At 76.0% G+C, this 17,990-nt stretch carries 16 protein-coding genes and 1 pseudogene; 14 read left to right on the forward strand and 3 right to left on the reverse strand.

Annotated elements, in window-relative coordinates:
- Positions 1-75: 75 nt before the first annotated feature.
- The 10 genes from cds1 (at position 76) to BUE37_RS24240 (ending at position 10,998) form a co-directional block, all read left to right on the forward strand.
- Positions 76-1,182 (forward strand): L-cysteine desulfhydrase Cds1, encoded by a 1,107-nt coding sequence (gene cds1 / locus BUE37_RS18330; RefSeq protein ID WP_073421743.1) that lies wholly within the window; start codon positions 76-78, stop codon positions 1,180-1,182.
- Between the two features lie 118 nt (positions 1,183-1,300).
- Complete coding sequence (locus BUE37_RS18335; protein ID WP_073421744.1) at positions 1,301-2,080, forward strand: electron transfer flavoprotein subunit beta/FixA family protein; 780 nt, start codon at positions 1,301-1,303, stop codon at positions 2,078-2,080.
- Positions 2,081-2,118: 38 nt separating this feature from the next.
- Positions 2,119-3,084, forward strand: coding sequence for an electron transfer flavoprotein subunit alpha/FixB family protein (locus tag BUE37_RS18340; protein ID WP_073421745.1), 966 nt, complete (start codon positions 2,119-2,121; stop codon positions 3,082-3,084).
- A gap of 148 nt (positions 3,085-3,232) precedes the next feature.
- Positions 3,233-4,621 (forward strand): MFS transporter, encoded by a 1,389-nt coding sequence (locus BUE37_RS18345; protein ID WP_073421746.1) that lies wholly within the window; start codon positions 3,233-3,235, stop codon positions 4,619-4,621.
- A complete protein-coding gene (locus tag BUE37_RS18350; RefSeq protein ID WP_073421747.1) occupies positions 4,618-5,805 on the forward strand; it encodes a cysteine desulfurase family protein in 1,188 nt (395 codons plus the stop codon). The genes BUE37_RS18345 and BUE37_RS18350 overlap by 4 nt, the downstream gene beginning before the upstream one ends.
- The gene (gene mnmA / locus BUE37_RS18355; protein WP_073421748.1) at positions 5,805-6,872 is read left to right on the forward strand and encodes a tRNA 2-thiouridine(34) synthase MnmA; all 1,068 of its coding nucleotides are present in this window, start codon (positions 5,805-5,807) and stop codon (positions 6,870-6,872) included. Before BUE37_RS18350 ends, mnmA begins: the two co-directional genes overlap by 1 nt.
- A complete protein-coding gene (locus BUE37_RS18360; RefSeq protein ID WP_073421749.1) occupies positions 6,869-7,855 on the forward strand; it encodes a uroporphyrinogen decarboxylase/cobalamine-independent methonine synthase family protein in 987 nt (328 codons plus the stop codon). The genes mnmA and BUE37_RS18360 overlap by 4 nt, the downstream gene beginning before the upstream one ends.
- 80 nt (positions 7,856-7,935) lie before the next feature.
- Positions 7,936-10,086, forward strand: a complete 2,151-nt coding sequence (gene ligA, locus BUE37_RS18365; protein ID WP_073421750.1) for an NAD-dependent DNA ligase LigA — start codon at positions 7,936-7,938, stop codon at positions 10,084-10,086.
- Positions 10,087-10,166: 80 nt separating this feature from the next.
- Positions 10,167-10,562: a PPOX class F420-dependent oxidoreductase gene (locus tag BUE37_RS18370; RefSeq protein ID WP_073421751.1), complete on the forward strand. Its 396-nt coding sequence runs from the start codon at positions 10,167-10,169 to the stop codon at positions 10,560-10,562.
- A 208-nt stretch (positions 10,563-10,770) separates the two neighbouring features.
- Positions 10,771-10,998, forward strand: a complete 228-nt coding sequence (locus BUE37_RS24240) for a hypothetical protein (RefSeq protein WP_217651297.1) — start codon at positions 10,771-10,773, stop codon at positions 10,996-10,998.
- On the opposite strand, the pseudogene BUE37_RS25020 reads toward BUE37_RS24240, so the two are convergent.
- The 3 genes and pseudogenes from BUE37_RS25020 to BUE37_RS18385 form a co-directional block, all read right to left on the reverse strand.
- Positions 10,965-11,300 (reverse strand): annotated as a pseudogene (locus tag BUE37_RS25020) (class I SAM-dependent methyltransferase); the annotation flags it as partial. The gene BUE37_RS24240 and the pseudogene BUE37_RS25020 sit on opposite strands and share 34 nt — an antisense overlap.
- Positions 11,301-11,352: 52 nt before the next feature.
- On the reverse strand, positions 11,353-13,446 hold the full coding sequence (locus tag BUE37_RS18380; RefSeq protein ID WP_245794719.1) for an HNH endonuclease signature motif containing protein: 2,094 nt from the start codon (positions 13,444-13,446) through the stop codon (positions 11,353-11,355).
- A gap of 62 nt (positions 13,447-13,508) precedes the next feature.
- Positions 13,509-14,177 (reverse strand): ACT domain-containing protein, encoded by a 669-nt coding sequence (locus tag BUE37_RS18385; RefSeq protein WP_073421753.1) that lies wholly within the window; start codon positions 14,175-14,177, stop codon positions 13,509-13,511.
- Positions 14,178-14,394: 217 nt separating this feature from the next.
- On the opposite strand from BUE37_RS18385, the gene gatC reads away from it, so the two are divergent.
- Genes gatC through gatB form a run of 4 tightly spaced genes read left to right on the forward strand, consistent with a single transcriptional unit; the run spans position 14,395 to position 17,901 of the window.
- Positions 14,395-14,727 (forward strand): Asp-tRNA(Asn)/Glu-tRNA(Gln) amidotransferase subunit GatC, encoded by a 333-nt coding sequence (gatC, locus tag BUE37_RS18390; protein WP_073421754.1) that lies wholly within the window; start codon positions 14,395-14,397, stop codon positions 14,725-14,727.
- On the forward strand, positions 14,724-16,220 hold the full coding sequence (gene gatA, locus BUE37_RS18395) for an Asp-tRNA(Asn)/Glu-tRNA(Gln) amidotransferase subunit GatA (RefSeq protein WP_073421755.1): 1,497 nt from the start codon (positions 14,724-14,726) through the stop codon (positions 16,218-16,220). Before gatC ends, gatA begins: the two co-directional genes overlap by 4 nt.
- Positions 16,217-16,399, forward strand: coding sequence for a hypothetical protein (locus BUE37_RS18400; RefSeq protein ID WP_073421756.1), 183 nt, complete (start codon positions 16,217-16,219; stop codon positions 16,397-16,399). The genes gatA and BUE37_RS18400 overlap by 4 nt, the downstream gene beginning before the upstream one ends.
- On the forward strand, positions 16,396-17,901 hold the full coding sequence (gene gatB / locus BUE37_RS18405; protein ID WP_073421757.1) for an Asp-tRNA(Asn)/Glu-tRNA(Gln) amidotransferase subunit GatB: 1,506 nt from the start codon (positions 16,396-16,398) through the stop codon (positions 17,899-17,901). The genes BUE37_RS18400 and gatB overlap by 4 nt, the downstream gene beginning before the upstream one ends.
- The last annotated feature ends 89 nt before the right edge of the window (positions 17,902-17,990 follow it).

Genomic DNA, 17,990 nt, shown 5'->3' on the forward strand with positions numbered 1-17,990 from the left:
GTCCCGCCGCTGCGCCACCCCGCCGCGACGGAGGGTGCGCGCCGCCGTCCGGCCGGCCTGCACGAGGATGGCCGGGTGGAGCACCCCGGCACCGGCGACGTCGACCGTTCCGACCCCGCCGGCCGCGCGTGGGTGGAGCGGGCGATCGCCGCCGTCGAGGCCGACGCGGTGCGCAGCGCCGACACCCACCTGCTCGTCTACCCGCTGCCGCCGGAGTGGGGCGTCGACCTGTACCTGAAGGACGAGTCGACGCACCCGACCGGCAGCCTCAAGCACCGCCTGGCCCGCTCGCTGTTCCTGCACGCGCTGTGCTCGGGCTGGATCACCGAGGGCAGCACCGTCGTCGAGGCCTCCAGCGGGTCGACGGCGGTGAGCGAGGCGTACTTCGCCCGGATGCTGGGCCTGCCCTTCGTCGCGGTGATGCCGGTCTCCACCAGTCCGGAGAAGGTCGCGCTCATCGAGTTCCACGGCGGGCGCTGCGCGTTCGTCGACGACGCGTCGGCGATGTACGACGAGGCGCGCCGGCTGGCGGCCGAGACCGGCGGCCACTACCTCGACCAGTTCACCCACGCCGAGCGGGCCACGGACTGGCGCGGCAACAACACCATCGCCGAGTCGGTGTTCGAGCAGATGGCCCTCGAGCGCCACCCGGTGCCGGAGTGGGTCGTCGTCGGCGCGGGCACCGGCGGCACGAGCGCGACCTTCGGCCGCTACCTGCGCTACCGGCGGCACCCGACCCGGCTGGCCGTCGTCGACCCGGAGGGGTCGGCGTTCTTCCCCGGCTGGGTGGAGGACGAGCCGGGGTGGACCACCGGCACGGCCTCGCGCATCGAGGGGATCGGCCGGCCGCGCGTGGAGCCGTCGTTCCTACCCTCGGTGGTCGACCGGATGATCCGCGTGCCCGACGCCGCCTCGCTGGCCGCGGTGCGGCACCTGGAGCGGGCGACCGGCCGGCGGGCCGGCGGCTCGACCGGCACCAACCTGTGGGGCGCGTTCCGGCTGGTCGCCGAGATGGTCGCGGCGGGCCGCACCGGCAGCGTCGTCACCCTGCTCTGCGACGGCGGTGAGCGGTACGCGCACACGTACCACTCCGACGCCTGGGTGGCGTCCCGCGGGATGGACCTCGCGCCGTACGCAGCGGTACTGGACGAGTTCGCCGCGACCGGCCGCTTCCCGGCGTGACGGGCCTCACCCGCACCCCGGCACGGCGCTCCGTTACCCCGCAGTAACCTCCACTATCGGAGCCAGGCGGGCCGCGGGCCCGCGTCCCCCATGACCGATCGCGGAGGTAGGTCTGGCGATGAACATCGTCGTTCTGGTCAAGCAGGTCCCCGACTCCGGCACCCAGCGCTCGCTGGACCCGTCGGACAACACCGTCGCCCGCGCCACCGCGGACAACGTCATCAACGAGATCGACGAGTACGCGATCGAGGAGGCACTGCAGGTCCGCGACCGCGAGGGTGGCGAGGTCACCGTGCTGACCGTCGGTCCCGCCTCGGCCACCGACGCGATCCGCAAGGCCCTGTCGATGGGCGCGGACAAGGCCGTCCACGTGGTGGACGACGCGATCCACGGCTCGTGCGCGATCCAGACCTCCGGGGTCCTGGCCGCGGCGCTGCAGCAGATGCAGTACGACCTGGTGCTCACCGGCGCCACGTCCACCGACGGCCAGGTCGCCGTCATGCCCGCGCTGCTCGCCGAGCGGCTCGGCCTCCCGCAGCTGTCCGGTGCGCAGAAGCTCACCGTCGAGGGCTCGACCGTCAAGGTCGAGCGGCAGACCGACGGCGGCTTCTGGGCACTCGAGGCGCCGCTGCCGGCGATCGTGTCCACCTGGGACACCATCAACGAGCCGCGCTACCCCTCCTTCAAGGGGATCATGGCCGCCAAGAAGAAGCCGGTGGAGACCAAGTCCCTGGCCGACCTCGGCGTCGACCCCTCCGCCGTCGGCCTCGCCACGGCGACCAGCCAGGTCGTGGACTTCTCCGGCCGGCCGCCGAAGGGCGAGGGCGTGAAGGTCACCGACGAGGGCGACGGCGCCGAGAAGCTCGTGGGCTTCCTCGCCGAGCAGAAGCTCGTCTGACCCGGCCCGGATCGAAGCGAAGAGGAGACTGAACATCCATGGCAGAGGTCCTGGTCCTCGTCGAGCTGAACCCGGCCGACGGCACCGTCCGCAAGGGCACCCTCGAGGCGCTCACCGCCGCGCGGGCACTCGGTGAGGTCTCGGCGGTCGTCGCCGGCGGCCCCGGTGTCCTCGGCGGCACCCGCGAGCAGCTCGCCCAGTACGGCGCGGCGAAGGTCTACGTCGCCGAGTCCCCGGAGATCGACGAGTTCCTCGTCGCCCCCAAGGCCGAGGTGCTGGCCCAGCTGGTGCAGCAGGTCTCGCCGGCCGCCGTCGTCATCCCGTCCTCCCCGGAGGGCCGGGAGGTCGCCGGCCGGCTCGCGCTCAAGACCGGCAGCGGCTTCCTGACCGACGTCACCGAGATCGCCGCCGACGGCACCGCCACCCAGGTGGTCTTCGCCGGCGCGCAGATCGTGCACTCGAAGGTCACCGTCGGGACGCCCATCTACACGCTGCGCGGCAACTCCGTCGCCCCCGAGCCGGCGCCGGCCGCCGGTGAGGAGGTCCCGGTCCAGGTACAGCTCTCCGAGCAGGCCAAGCTCACCCGCGTCGTCGACAAGGTCGTCGAGCAGAAGAGCAACCGCCCCGAGCTGACCGAGGCCTCGATCGTCGTCTCCGGCGGCCGCGGCGTGGCCAGCGCGGAGAACTTCTCGATCATCGAGGCGCTGGCCGACTCGCTCGGCGCCGCCGTCGGTGCCTCGCGCGCCGCCGTCGACTCCGGCTTCTACCCGCACAGCTTCCAGGTCGGGCAGACCGGCAAGACCGTCTCGCCGCAGCTCTACATCGCCGTCGGCATCTCCGGTGCGATCCAGCACCGCGCCGGGATGCAGACCTCGAAGACCATCGTGGCCGTCAACAAGGACCCCGAGGCCCCGATCTTCGAGCTGGCCGACTTCGGCGTCGTCGGCGACCTGTTCCAGGTCGCCCCGCAGGCCACCGAGCTCATCAAGGTCCGCAAGGGCTGACGAAGGACCTCCCTGCCCCCCACGGCTCGCGAGCTCGCCGCGGGACCCCGCAGGGAGGCCGTTCCATCGCGTTCCGTGGGCGCCGACCCCCTCCCGGGGGTCGGCGCCCGTCGGCGTTCGGGGCACTCGTAGAGGGACAGGGGGACCGGTGGGCGGGCGGGACGTGGCGACGGCGAGCATCTGGGACGCCGCGCACCGGCGGACGACGGTCGGCCTGCTGACGCTGGTCACCCTGGTCGCCTTCGAGGCGATGGCGGTCGGGACGGCGATGCCGCGCGCGGTCGCCGAGCTCGACGGCGTCGCCTGGTACGCGTGGACGTTCAGCGCGTTCCTGGTGACCTCGGTCGTCGGCATGGTGGTCGGCGGCGAGGTGGGGGACCGCCGTCCCCCGGGACCGGGCGTCCTCGCGGGCGTGGTGGTGTTCGCCGCCGGCCTGGTCGTCGCCGGCCTCGCGCAGCACATGGCCGTGCTCGTCCTCGGCCGCGCCGTGCAGGGACTGGGCGCCGGGGTGGTCATCGTGCTGCTCTACGTCGTCGCCGGGCAGGCCTACGACTCCCGGCTGCGCCCCAGCCTGTTCGGCGCGTTCGCCGCGGGCTGGGTGCTGCCGGCGCTGCTCGGGCCGCTCGCGGCCGGGCTGCTGACCACGCACGTCGGCTGGCGGGCGGTCTTCCTCGGGCTGGTGCCGCTGGTCGCGGCCGGCCTGGTGCTGCTCCTCACCGGGGCGCCCGGCGGGACCCCGCCCGCGGACGCGGCGCCGTGGCGGAGCCGGGCCGGGTGGGCGCTGCTGGCCGGTGCCGGCATCGCCGCGCTGCAGTACGCCGCGCAACGGCTCGACCTCGCCGCCGCCGGCATCGCCGTCCTCGGGGCGGCCGCCCTCGCCGCGGGCCTGCGCCGGCTGCTGCCGCGCGGCACCGTGCGCGCCCGCCGCGGCATCCCCGCCGTCGTCGCCTCCCGCGGGCTGCTGGCCGGGGCCTTCTTCGGCATGGACGCCCTGCTGCCGTTCGTGCTGACCGAGCAGCACGGGTGGAGCGCGGCCACCGCCGGGCTGCCGCTGACCGCGGGCGCGGTCGGCTGGGTGGTCGCCGCCCAGCTGCAGGGCCGGCGGCCCGACGTCCCCCGGCAGCGGGTGCTCCGGCTGGGGGCCCTGGTGCTCACCGTCGGCGTGGCCGCCACGGCCACCGTCGCGGTCCCCGCCCTGGGCGGCTGGCCGGCCTACCTGACGTGGGGGCTCGCCGGGGTCGGGATGGGGCTCGGCATGCCCAGCGTCGGGGTGCTGCTGCTCGACCAGTCGCCGGAGGCCGAGCGCGGGGCCAACTCCGCCGCGCTGCAGATCTCCGACGCCACCGCGTCGGCGATCTGCGTCGGGCTCTCGGGCGTGCTGGTGGCCGGCGCCGCCGACGCCGGGGGGCCGCTGTGGCCGGCCGTGTTGGCCGCGGTCGCCGTCCTGACCGTCCCGGCGCTGCTGACCGCCCGGGTGGCCGGGCGCACGGTCGCGCCGGCGGCGGATCCGTCGTGCGCGACTAACCTGGGCCGGTGACCTACCTCGACCACGCGGCCACCACGCCGGTGCTCCCCGAGGTGCTGGCCGCCATGACCGAGCAGTGGGGCCGGGTCGGCAACGCCTCGTCGCTGCACGCGAGCGGCCGCGCCGCCCGGCGGGCCGCCGAGCAGGGCCGTGAGCGCCTCGCCGAGGCCGTGGGCGCCCGGCCGTCGGAGGTGCTGTTCACCGGCGGCGGCACCGAGAGCGACAACCTCGCGGTCAAGGGCCTGTACTGGGCGCGGCGGGACGCCGACCAGCGCCGTCGCCGGCTCGTGGTCAGCCCGGCCGAGCACCACGCCGTCCTCGACAGCGCCGAGTGGCTGGCCAAGCACGACGGCGCCGAGGTCACCTGGCTGCGGCTGGAGCCCACCGGCCGGGTCACGCCCGACGCGCTGGCCGACGCGCTCGGCGACGGCACCGACGTCGCGGTCGCGAGCGTGATGTGGGCCAACAACGAGATCGGCACCGTCAGCGACGTCGCCGCGCTGGCCGAGGTGGCGCACGCCGTCGGCGTCCCGCTGCACACCGACGCGGTGCAGGCCGTGGGTCAGGTGCCGGTCGACTTCGGTGCCAGCGGCGTCGACGCGCTCACCCTCACCGGGCACAAGCTCGGCGGGCCGATGGGCGCCGGCGCCCTGCTGCTGCGCCGCGACGCCGAGTGCGTGCCGCTGCTGCACGGCGGCGGCCAGGAGCGCGACGTCCGCTCCGGGACCCTCGACGTGCCGGCGATCGTCGGTCTCGCCGTCGCGGCCACCACCGCCGTCGCCGCGCGCCCCGAGCGGGCCGCCCGGCTGGCGGCGCTGCGCGACCGGCTGGTGGCCGGGGTGCTCGAGCAGGTGCCCGACGCGCAGCTCAACGGCCCCCCGCTCGACGACGTCGTGGCCGGCGGGCCCGGGCGGCTGCCGGGCAACGCGCACCTGTCCTTCCCCGGCGCCGAGGGCGACGCGCTGCTCATGCTGCTCGACGCCCGCGGCATCGAGTGCTCCACCGGCTCGGCGTGCAGCGCCGGCGTCGCCCGGCCCAGCCACGTGCTCACCGCCGTCGGCGCGCAGGCCGACCGGGCGCGCAGCTCGCTGCGGTTCAGCCTGGGCTCGCCGAGCACGGACGACGACGTCGACGCGCTGCTGGCCGTCATCGCCCCGGTGGTCGAGCGCGCCCGCCGCGCGGGGATGGGCCGCTGATGCGCGTCCTCGCCGCCATGAGCGGGGGCGTGGACTCGGCGGTCGCGGCCGCGCTGGCCGTCGACGCCGGCCACGACGTCACCGGCGTGCACCTGGCGCTCTCGCCCGACCGGCAGACGCTGCGCAGCGGCGCCCGCGGCTGCTGCAGCGTCGAGGACGCCCACGACGCCCGCCGGGTCGCCGACGAGCTCGGCATCCCGTTCTACGTGTGGGACCTCGCCGAGCGGTTCACCGAGGACGTCGTCGACGACTTCGTGGCCGAGTACGCCGCCGGCCGCACGCCCAACCCGTGCCTGCGCTGCAACGAGCGGATCAAGTTCACCGCGGTGCTCGACCGGGCGCTCGCGCTGGGCTTCGACGCCGTCGTCACCGGCCACCACGCGCGGCTGGAGGACGGCCGGCTGCGGCGCTCGGTCGACGCGGCCAAGGACCAGTCCTACGTGCTCGGCGTGCTCACGCCCGGGCAGCTCGCCGGCGCCCGGTTCCCGCTCGGGTCGATGACCAAGGAGCGGGTGCGCGCGATCGCCGCCGAGCGCGGGTTCGCCGTCGCCACCAAGCCGGACTCGCACGACATCTGCTTCATCCCCGACGGCGACACCCGCGGCTTCCTCACCCGCCGGCTCGGGTCGGCGCCCGGCCCCGTCGTGGACGCCGCCACCGGGGCGACCGTGGGCACGCACGAGGGCACCCACGGGTTCACCGTGGGCCAGCGGCGGGGCCTCGGGATCGCCGTGGGCGACCAGCGGCCGCGGTACGTGCTGTCGATCGAGCCGGTCACCCGCACGGTGACGGTCGGGACGGCGGAGCTGGCCGGGGTCGACGTCGTCCGCACGGCGCCGCCCACCTGGACGGGGGAGCCGCCGGTGCTGCCGCTGCGCGCCGAGGTGCAGCTGCGGGCGCACTCCGCCCCGGTGGCCTGCGAGGTCACCGCGGCGCCCGACGGCGGGCTGGTGCTCGCGCTGGCGGACGCGCAGCGCGGGGTGGCGCCCGGGCAGTCGGCGGTGCTGTACGCGCCCGACCCGGTGCGCGGTGACCTGGTGCTCGGCCAGGGGACGGTCCGCTCGTGAGCGAGCCGCTGACCTGGGGCGGGGCCACCGGCGTGGGGTCGGTGCCCGGGACCGACCCGGCCGAGGCGCTGCGGGTGGTGCTCGGCGAGCTGCCCGGCCTGCCGCACCTGCCCGAGCTGCCGGCCCGCGGGCCCGGCGCCGACCTGGTGGGGCGCAGCGCCGCGCTGCTGGTCGACCTCGCCGTCGACCTGACGCCGGCCGGCTGGCGGCTGGTGCCGCGCGGGGGCGTGGACCTGCGCCGGGCGCAGGAGCTGCTGGCCCGGGACCTCGACGCCCTGCACGACGTCGCCGAGGGCCACTCCGGGCCGTTCAAGGTGCAGGCCGCGGGCCCGTGGACGCTGGCCGCCTCGCTGGAGCGCGAGCGCGGGGAGCGGGCCGTCGTCGACCCGGGCGCCCGGCGCGACCTGGGCCAGTCGCTGGCCGAGGGCATCGCCGCGCACGTGGCCGCGGTGCGCGCCCGGGTGCCCGGCGCGCAGGTCGTCGTGCAGCTCGACGAGCCGTCGCTGCCCGCGGTGCTGCAGGGCGCCCTGCCGACGGCGAGCGGCTTCGGCCGGCTGCCCGCGGTGGCCGCGCCCGACGTCGAGGCGGAGCTCGGGTCCGTCGTCGGCGCGCTGCCCGGGCCGGTGGTCGTGCACTGCTGCGCGCCGCGGGTGCCGCTGGACCTGCTGCGCGCGGCCGGTGCCGCCGCCCTGTCGTTCGACCTGGGCCTGGTGCAGGACCTCGACGCGCTCGGCACCGCCGTCGACGCGGGCGTGCACCTGCTGCCCGGCGTCGTCCCCGGCACCGACAGCGCGCTCCCGCAGGCCAAGGCGACGGCGTCGCGGCTGCGGGCGTGGTGGAGCGAGCTCGGCTTCCCCGCCGACGACCTGCACGCCGCGGTGACGCTCACCCCGTCGTGCGGCCTGGCGGGCGCCTCGCCGGCGTACGCCCGGGCGGCGATGACGCACGTGCGCGAGGCGGCGCGGTACCTCCTGCCGGAGTGACCCGGCCGCGTGACCGCGCCGCCGACCCGGCCGGGGGAACGACCGGTTCGCCGTCGGAGGCGGCGGATACCGTCTCCGGCGTGAGCACCGACGCCGAGCTGGACGCCCCGCAGGTCGCCGCGGTCGCCGACCGCGAGGACCTCACGCAGGTCCCCGACGACGCGCGCACCCGCCACCGCGACCTCTCCGAGGAGCTCGACCGCTACGCCTTCGCGTACTACGTGCGCGACGAGCCGCTGGTCAGCGACGGGCAGTACGACGAGCGGATGGCCGAGCTCAAGGCCCTCGAGGCCGCGCACCCGGCGCTGGTCACGCCCGACTCGCCGAGCCAGAAGGTCAACGGCGGGTTCACGGCCACCTTCGCTCCGGTGCAGCACCTGGAGCGGATGCAGAGTCTCGACAACGTCTTCGACAGCGACGAGCTGTCGGCGTGGGCCGGGCGGGTCACCCGCGACGCCGGGGCGGGCGTGAGCTGGCTGTGCGAGCTGAAGGTCGACGGCGTCGCGGTGGCGCTGGTGTACGAGAACGGCCGGCTGGTGCGGGCGGCCACCCGCGGCGACGGCACCACCGGCGAGGACGTGACGGCGAACGTCCGCACGATGGCCGACGTCCCGCAGCAGCTGACCGGGGACGACCTGCCCGAGCTGCTCGAGGTGCGCGGGGAGATCTACTTCCCGATCGAGGGCTTCGCCGACGTGAACGCCGGGATGGTCGAGCAGGGCAAGGCGCCGTTCGCCAACCCGCGCAACGCCGCCGCGGGCTCGCTGCGGCAGAAGGACCCGCGGATCACCGCGTCCCGGCCGCTGCGGCTGGTCGTGCACGGGCTGGGCGCGCGGCGCGGCTTCGAGCCGGAGCGGCAGTCGGAGGCCTACGAGCGGCTGCGCGCGCTGGGGCTGCCGGTGAGCAGCCGCTACGAGGTGGTCGGCGACCTCGAGGCGGTGTGGGCCTACGTCGAGCGGTACCGCGAGCAGCGCCACTCGGTGGAGCACGAGATCGACGGCGTCGTCGTCAAGGTCGACCAGGTGTCGCTGCAGCGGCGGCTCGGGTCGACGGCGCGGGCGCCGCGCTGGGCGATCGCGTTCAAGTACCCGCCGGAGGAGGCCACGACCAAGCTCCTCGACATCCGGGTGAACGTCGGGCGCACCGGGCGGGTGACGCCATTCGGGTACATGGAGCCGGTGAAGGTGGCCGGGTCCACGGTGCAGCTGGCCACGCTGCACAACGCCAGCGAGGTGCGGCGCAAGGGCGTGCTCATCGGCGACACCGTCGTCCTGCGCAAGGCCGGCGACGTGATCCCGGAGATCCTCGGGCCGGTGGTCGCCGCGCGCACCGGCGACGAGCGCGAGTTCGAGATGCCCACGCACTGCCCGGAGTGCGGCACCGAGCTGCGGCACGAGAAGGAGGGCGACGCCGACATCCGCTGCCCGAACGCCCGCTCGTGTCCCGCGCAGCTGCGGGAGCGCGTCTTCCACGTGGCCGGGCGCGGGGCCTTCGACATCGAGGTGCTCGGCTACGAGGCGGCGATCGCGCTGCTCGCCGAGCACCTGCTGGAGGACGAGGGCGACGTCTTCGACCTGACCGAGGACGCGCTCCGCCGCACCGCCTTCTTCACCAAGAAGGACGGCAGCCTCTCGGCGAACGGGCAGCGGCTGCTCACCAACCTGCAGGCCCGCAAGGACGTGCCGCTGTGGCGGGTGCTGGTCGCGCTGTCGATCCGGCACGTGGGCCCCACGGCGGCGCAGGCGCTGGCCCGCGACTTCCGCTCGCTCGACCGGATCATGGCCGCCTCGGAGGAGGAGCTGGCCGCGGCCGACGGGGTCGGGCCGACGATCGCCCGCTCGGTGCGCGACTGGTTCGCCGTCGACTGGCACCTCGGCGTCGTGGAGAAGTGGCGGCGCGCGGGCGTGCGGCTGGCCGACGCGGGGGAGGACGCCCCGCCCGGGCCGCTCACCGGGGTCACCGTGGTGATCACGGGCTCGCTGCGCGACCTGTCCCGCGACCAGGCGATCGCCGCGGTGCAGGAGCGCGGCGGGAAGGTGACCGGCTCGGTGTCGAAGAAGACCGGGTTCGTGGTGGTCGGCGCCGACCCGGGCAGCAAGTACGACAAGGCCGTGCAGGTGAAGGCGCCGGTCCTCGACGACGACGGCCTGCGGGTGCTGCTCGACGAGGGGCCGGAGGCGGCGCGCGCGGTGGCCACGATCGGCGACGGGAGCGAGCCGGCGGCGGAGTGACCTGTCCGCCGTCCGCGCGCGTTCGGGGAGGCCCGGTGCGGGGGTAGGGGCGGGGCCCACCCGCTCCGGAAGGACCCCGCGTGTCGCTGCCCGACGCCCTGCTCGACCTGCTCCGCCGTCCCAGCCCCTGCTTCCTCGCGACGCTGATGCCCGACGGGTCGCCGCAGCTGACCCAGACGTGGGTCGACACCGACGGGCGCGACGTCCTGATCAACACCGTCCGGGGCCACCAGAAGGTGCGCAACGTCGAGCGGGACCCGCGGGTGTCGCTCAACGTGGCCGACCCCGACGACCCGAGCCGCTACTTCGAGGTGCGCGGCCGTGTGGTCGAGGTGACCGAGGAGGGCGCGCGCGAGCACATCGACGAGCTCGCGCAGCGCTACATCGGCGGGCCGTACCCGTGGTTCGGCGGCCGGGACCAGGTGCGCTTGATGGTGCGGATCAGCGCGGACAAGGTCACCTCGCCGCGCGGCTGACCCCCGGTTCCTCCGGCCCTTCCCCCGGCTTCCGCCACGCGGAGACGTGCGCGCGGCTGTCCGAGGTGAAGGGCCGGCGGTGCCAGTCCGCCCAGCGGCCCGCGGGCACGAGGCCGGCGAGCCGCGCCATGAGGTCGAGCTCGGCGGGCCACACGTAGCGGAACGGGATGGACCGCGCCTCGGGGCGGCCGCCGGTGAGCGTCCAGTGGTGCGAGACGAGGCGCTGCTCGGCGACGTCGTACTCGTCGACGCCCAGCCGGTCGGCCGAGACGGAGAACGGGCGGGCGCGCTCGCCGGGCGGGAGCCGTTGCAGGTCCGGGACGCCGACCTCGACGACGACGTGCCCGCCCGGCCCAGGTGGCGCGCGGCGTTGGCGAAGCAGGCGACCTGTTCGTCCTGGCTGGTCAGGTTCATCACCGTGTTGACGACCAGGTAGACCGGAGGGAAGGTGCCCTCGACCCGGGTGGTGGCGAAGCCGCCGACCGTGACGCCGATCCGCTCGGCGCTGGGCTCGGCGCGCAGCCGGGCGAGCATGTCGGGGGAGAGGTCGATGCCGTGCACGGGGACGCCGCGTGCGCTGAGCGGGAGGGCGAGCCGGCCGGTGCCGATGCCGAACTCGAGCGCGGCGCCGTCGCCGGCCAGGTCGACCGCCGGATCGACCACCGCGGGCGCGGACATCGCGGCGGAGGACTCGTCGTAGTGCTCGGCGACGGGCCCGGCGAAGTGGTCGACGGCCATACCGGTCACCGTGCCCCCGCGCCGGGGCGGGGTGCGAGCCTTTTCGGCTCCCTCACCAGGGCGGCGGCTCCGTGCTCGCGGTGAGGCCGCTGGGGGTGGTGACGGTGAGGGTGCCGTCGGGCTGCAGCGTGTGCGTCCAGCCGGGGGCCTGGTGCTTGCCGCGGTGGTGGCCGGTGCAGAAGCCGGTCAGGTTGGCGGCGGAGGTGGGTCCGGCCGGCCAGGGGGTGGCGTGGTCGAGTTCGCCCTTTCTCGGGACGGGGCGGCGGCAGCCGGGGAAGCGGCAGCGGCGGTCGCGGGCGCGGACGTGCCGGTCGAGGGCGGCGCCGGGCCGGTAGCCGTCGGTCCCGGCGGGTGCGTGCAGGCCGGTCCCGGCGCGAGTGGCGCGGCGGAGGCCGGGCAGGTCGGTGAGGGCCAGCAGGGCGCCGGTGAGGGCGTGGGTGACGGCGATGCGGGGCCGGTCGGCGAGGCCGCCGCCGGCGGTGCGTCCGAGCAGGTCGGCGAGCTCCGCTCGGGTGGCGTCGGTGGCTCGCGCCAGGGCGGTGATCGCGTCGGCCGCTGCGGTCACGCGGCCGGCCGGGCCGTGCGCCCAGGCGCCCTCGTCACTCGCGTCGGCGCGTTCGGCGGTGGCCACCAGGCGACGGGCACGACCGATCGCCCGCTCGGCGTCGAGCAGCGCGGCACTGGCGTCGCTCACGGCGTCATCGGCGCGGGCCCACCAGCCGTCGGGCTCGGGTGGGCCGGGGCGGTCGGGCGGTAGGTCTGGGTCGTGGTCGGCCCGGTCGTCGGGATCGAGGTCGCCCCGGGGTGGTGACCATCCGGGCGGTGGCCCGGGGTCGTCATCGAGCGCGGGGTCGAGGTCGGCGTAGAGCTCGCCGGTGGCGACGCGGCGTTCGATCCCGGCCCACCAGGCGGCGTCGGCCTCCAGTTCGGCGATGTGCTGGGCGATGGCGGCGTCGCTCAGGCCGCGCAGCGGGTCCTCGCCCTTGACCAGGCTGACGCCGGCGGTGGCGGTGCCGGAGGTGGTCGGCTCCGGGGGATCGGTGTCGTCCGCGGTGGTGGCGGCGCTCGGTGCGGTGGCCCCTGCGGGGTTCGCGCCGGCGAGGTCCTGCTCGGCGGGGTCCTGCTCGGCGGGGTCCTGCTCGGCGGTGTCCTCGACGGCGGTGTCCTCGGCGGGTGCCGGGGCATCCTCGGTGGCGCTGTCCTCGGCCGCGGTGGCGTCGGAGGCGGTGACGCGGGCGCCGGTGAGGGCGGCGAGCAGGGCGCGGACGACCTCGGCCGGGACGACCTGGCCGTCGATCTCGCACGGCTGGTCACCACCGAGCAGCGCGCCGATCGGGGCGACCACGGTGAGCACCACCTGCACCGGCGACAGCCCGTTCTCCCCGGGCCGCAGCACCAGGTCGAGCAGGGCGTCGGCCATCTTCTGGCCCCGCGTGCGGCCGTCGTCGGGCAGGGCGTCGGCGTAGGCGCCCAGCGCGGCCATGAGCGCCGCGGCCTCGGGCGTCGTGAGCAGGGCGGAGACGACCGCCATGCCGTCGCAGGAATCGGGCCGGCACGAGAGGCCGCGGCGCGTGATGGCGCGCGCGAGGTCGTCGGCCGCGGACCGGGCCTTGCGCTTGAGCACCTCGCGGCGGGCCTTGTCGCGCAACTGCGCCGGCGTGCACACCGCGCCGCGGCGGGCGGACCAGGCGAGCAGGTCCCGCTCCAGCGCGGCGCGCACCGTGTCGTCGGCGACCGGCGCGACGTGGTCGAGCAGCGCGGCCACGTGCCCGGCGTGGACGGCACCGGCCTCGAGCGCGTCGAGGGTGGCCGGTAGCCGGTGGACCAGCGTCAGCGACCGCACCAGCAGCGCCTCGGCGGCGTTCGAGGTGAGCGACAGCGCCACGCACAGCTCCTGGGTGGCCCACTCGCTCACCGAGCGCAGCAGCTCCGGCCGCGCCGCCCACCGCTCCGCCGCCATCGCCCCGCGCGTGCCCTGCGGCCGATCCACCGACGACGGCCGGGAGAGCGCGAACGCCGCCACAGCCCGGTACCGCAGCGCCGCCTGCCGCGACACCTCCCGATCACACGCCTGCACTGACCCCAGCGGCCCGGACGCCCACCCCGCGGCAGGCGCCCCGGCGGGAGCGGGCAGGACCGTCGTCACGCCTTCGATCATACGTTCGAACCGAGACCCGAACAACCTCTGTGGACGGACGAACCCGCAGGTCAGACCGGTGGCAGGTGGGCGACCGACGTCGCGATGCCCGTCAAGTGTGTGAGCCGCAGCAGCTCCGACCGGCGGAACGCCGGCCCGCCGGACCGGCCCAGCAGCACGGCCGTGTCGGGGGCGCCGAAGGGGGCGGCCATCATCTCGATCGCCATCTCCTGCCAGCGCTCAGGCACCCAGTCGTCCTCGCTGGGCAGCAGCAGCGGCGAGGACAGCGGCAGCCACGGCAGCGCCATGCCCTCCAGCGCGGGCGCGGCGTCGGAGGCGGCGAGCACCACGGCCGAGCCGTCGCCGGAGGCCTGCAGCACGGCTGCCCACCCGGCGTGGAACACCCGCGGCATCTCGGCGGCCAGCAGCTTCACCGCGGTGCCCTCGGCCGCCCGCGCCAGCGCCTCGAGCAGGTCGAGCTCGCGGTGGGTGTCCAGCGGCCCGGCGAAGGGCCGCAATGACTCCACCTGCACGCCGGGCACCGCCTGCGCGGCGGTGATCAGGCTGTCGGGCAGCCGGTCGGGCGGCAGGTCGACGACGATGTCGTCGACGGCCACGCCGCCCCCGCGCTCGAGCACGTCGACGGAGACGATGTCGATCCCCGCGGTGCCCAGCGCGGTCGCCACGGCACCCAGCAGGCCGGGCCGGTCGGGGACCACCAGGCGCAGGAGATAGGACACGGTTCCTCCGCTGACGACATCGAGGTGCAGGACGATCCGCGTCGATCGAGTAGGCAGCTTCCCCCATGGCCGGGTCCCGGGTCGAGGTGCGACGCGGGGACCGGGGCGTGGGATGCGTCCCCTCGGCGGTCGGAGCGGCCCGGGCGCCGCCGCGTAGGCTGAGCGGGTTGCGTCCCTGGCGCCGGCGCGGCGCCGACGACAGGAGTCCCGCCCCAGCATGAGCACCGAGTCCACCCCCGACCGCGGGGCGACGCCCGCCCTCGGCCGCCAGGACATCGCGCACCTCGCGCGACTGGCCCGGCTCGCCGTCACCGACGAGGAGCTCGACCGCTTCGCCGGCCAGCTCGGGGCGGTGCTCGACGCGGTGGCCCAGGTGCAGCGCGCCGACGCCGGCGACGTCGCCCCCACCACGCACGCCGTCCCGCTGACCAACGTCCTGCGGCCCGACGTCGCCACGCCGAGCCTGCCCCGCGACGTCGTCCTGGCCGGCGCCCCCGCCGCCGAGGACGACCGCTTCCGCGTCCCACGCATCCTGGGGGAGGAGGAGTGAGCGACCTCACCGCCCTGACCGCCGTCGAGCTGCAGGCGGCGCTGTCCGCCGGCGAGACCTCCGCCGTCGAGGTCACCCGCGCGCACCTCGACCGGATCGCCGCCGAGGACGGCGCCCTCGGCGCCTACCTCTTCGTCGACGACGACGCCGCGCTCGCCCGCGCCGCCGAGATCGACGCCTCCGGCGCCGCCGGCACCGGCCTGGCCGGCATCCCCGTGGCGCTCAAGGACGTCTTCGTCACCGAGGGCGTGCCCACCACCAGCGGCTCGCGGATCCTCGAGGGCTGGCGCCCGCCGTACTCGGCCACCGTCGCCACCCGGCTGCAGGAGGCCGGCACGGTGCTGCTCGGCAAGACCAACATGGACGAGTTCGCCATGGGGTCCTCCACCGAGAACTCCGCCTACCGGCCCACCCGCAACCCCTGGGACCACGACCGGATCCCCGGCGGCTCCTCGGGTGGGTCGAGCGCCGCGGTCGCCGGCCGGCTCGCGCCGCTCGCGCTCGGCACCGACACCGGCGGCTCGATCCGGCAGCCGGCCGCCGTCACCGGGCTCGTCGGGCACAAGCCGACCTACGGCTCGGTGTCGCGCTACGGCCTCATCGCCTTCTCCTCGAGCCTCGACCAGGCCGGCCCGATGGCCCGCACGGTCATGGACGCCGCCCTGCTGCACGAGGCCATCGGCGGCCACGACCCGCGCGACTCCACGAGCATCGACGCGCCCGTCCCCACCGTCGTCGAGGCGGCCCGCCGCGGCGCCACCGGCGACCTGGCCGGCCTGCGCGTCGGCGTCGTCCGGGAGCTCGGCGGCGAGGGCGCCCGCGAGGGCTACGAGCAGGGCGTGCTCGACCGGTTCGCCGAGGCGGTCGCGCTGCTGGAGGCCGCCGGCGCCGAGGTGCGCGAGGTGACCTGCCCGTCGTTCGGGCTGGCGCTGCCCGCGTACTACCTGATCGCGCCGAGCGAGGCGTCGTCGAACCTGGCCCGCTTCGAGGGCATGCGGTTCGGCATCCGCGTGGGCGACGACGGCAGCCGCGACGTCGACGAGGTCATGGCGCTCACCCGCGAGCAGGGCTTCGGCCCCGAGGTGAAGCGCCGGATCATCCTCGGCACCTACGCGCTGTCGGCCGGCTACTACGACGCCTACTACGGGCAGGCGCAGAAGGTGCGCACGCTGATCACCCGCGACTTCACCGCCGCGTTCGACGGCGGCGTCGACGTCCTGGTCAGCCCCACCAGCCCGACCGTGGCCTGGTCGATCGGCGCCCGCGTCGACGACCCGCTGGCCATGTACGCCGCCGACCTGTGCACCCTGCCGGCGAGCCTCGCCGGCGTCCCGGCGATCTCGGTGCCGTGCGGCCTGTCCGACGGCCTGCCGGTGGGCCTGCAGGTGATGGCGCCCGCGCTGGCCGACGACCGCTGCTACCGCGTCGCCGCCGCCGTCGAGGCCGCCCAGGGCGCGCCGCTCACCGACCGCCTCGCGGAGCGTGCCGCGTGAACGGCGCCCTCAAGGCCGCCTGGGGCCTGACCGCGTTCGTCGTCCTCGCCGGGCTCGTGCTCTGGCTGACCACCGGCCGCGCGGTGTTCGCCGTCTTCATCGTCCTGGGGCTGCTGACCGGCGTCGGCGCCTGGCTGACCGGGCGCAGCACCGCCCCGAAGGGAGACCCCACCCCGTGAGCGAGACCCGCAGCGAGACCCTGGTCGAGTTCGACGACGTCCTCACCCGGTACGAGCCGGTCATCGGCCTGGAGACCCACGTCGAGCTGGGCACCGAGTCGAAGATGTTCTGCGGCTGCGCGACCACCTTCGGCGCCGAGCCCAACACGCAGACCTGCCCGGTGTGCCTCGGCCTGCCCGGCTCGCTGCCGGTGGCCAACGCCGCCGCCGTCGAGTCGACGATCCGCATCGGCCTCGCGCTGGGCTGCCGGATCGCGTCCTGGTCGCGCTTCGCCCGGAAGAACTACTTCTACCCGGACATCCCGAAGGGCTTCCAGACCAGCCAGTACGACGAGCCGCTGTGCACCGCCGGGCACCTCGACGTCGAGGTCGACGGCGAGACCTACCGCGTGGAGATCGAGCGGGTGCACCTCGAGGAGGACACCGGCAAGAACCTGCACGTCGGCGGCGCCACCGGCCGCATCCACGGCGCCGACCACTCGCTGGTCGACTTCAACCGCGCCGGCATCCCGCTGGTCGAGATCGTCACCCGCCCGGTCGCCGGCGCCGGTGCGAAGGCCCCCGAGGTCGCCCGCGCCTACGTGACCGAGCTGCGCGAGATCATCCAGGCGCTCGGCGCCTCCGACGTCCGGATGGAGCAGGGCAGCCTGCGCTGCGACGTCAACACCTCGCTCGCGCCGATCGGCAGCCTGGAGTGGGGGACCCGCACCGAGACCAAGAACGTCAACTCGCTGCGGTCGGTGGAGCGTTCGGTGCGCTACGAGATGCGCCGCCAGGCCGCCGTCCTCGACGCGGGCGGGCGGGTCGTGCAGGAGACCCGGCACTTCCACGAGGACACCGGCAGCACCTCGTCCGGGCGGAGCAAGGAGGAGGCCACCGACTACCGGTACTTCCCCGAGCCCGACCTCGTGCCGCTCGCGCCCGACGCCGAGTGGATCGAGAAGCTGGCGGCCGGCCTGCCCGAGCTGCCCGCCGCCCGCCGCCGCCGGCTGCAGGAGGAGTGGGGCCTGTCGGCCACCGAGCTGACCTGGCTGGTCAACGCCGGGGCGCTCGGGCTGGTCGAGCAGACCGTCGCCGCCGGGGCCACGCCGGCCGACGCCCGCAAGTGGTGGCTGGGGGAGCTGGCGCGCCGGGCCAACGACGCCGGCGTCGAGCTGGCCGACCTCGCCGTCACCCCGGCCCAGGTCGCCGAGCTGACCGCGCTGGTCGCCGAGGGCACGATCAACGACAAGCTGGCCCGCCAGGCGCTCGACGGCGTGCTGGCCGGCGAGGGCGACCCGCGCGCCGTCGTCGAGGCCCGCGGCCTGGCGGTGATGGGGGAGTCCGACGAGCTGGTCGCCGCCGTCGAGGCCGCGATCGCCGGCGCGCCGGACGTCGTGGAGAAGGTGCGCGGCGGGAAGGTCCAGGCGCTCGGCGCGCTCGTGGGCGCGGTCATGAAGACCACCCGCGGCCAGGCCGACGCCGCGACCGTTCGCCGGATGCTCGAGGAGCGCGTGCGATGACACTGCGGTCCTACCGGACCGCACCGCGGCCACGTGCCGTCCCCGACGTGCGCTGAGCCCGTCCGCCGCACCCGCCGGGGACCCCTCCG

The sequence above is a fragment of the Geodermatophilus nigrescens genome (assembly GCF_900129495.1).
GTDB classification, from domain to species: domain Bacteria; phylum Actinomycetota; class Actinomycetes; order Mycobacteriales; family Geodermatophilaceae; genus Geodermatophilus; species Geodermatophilus nigrescens.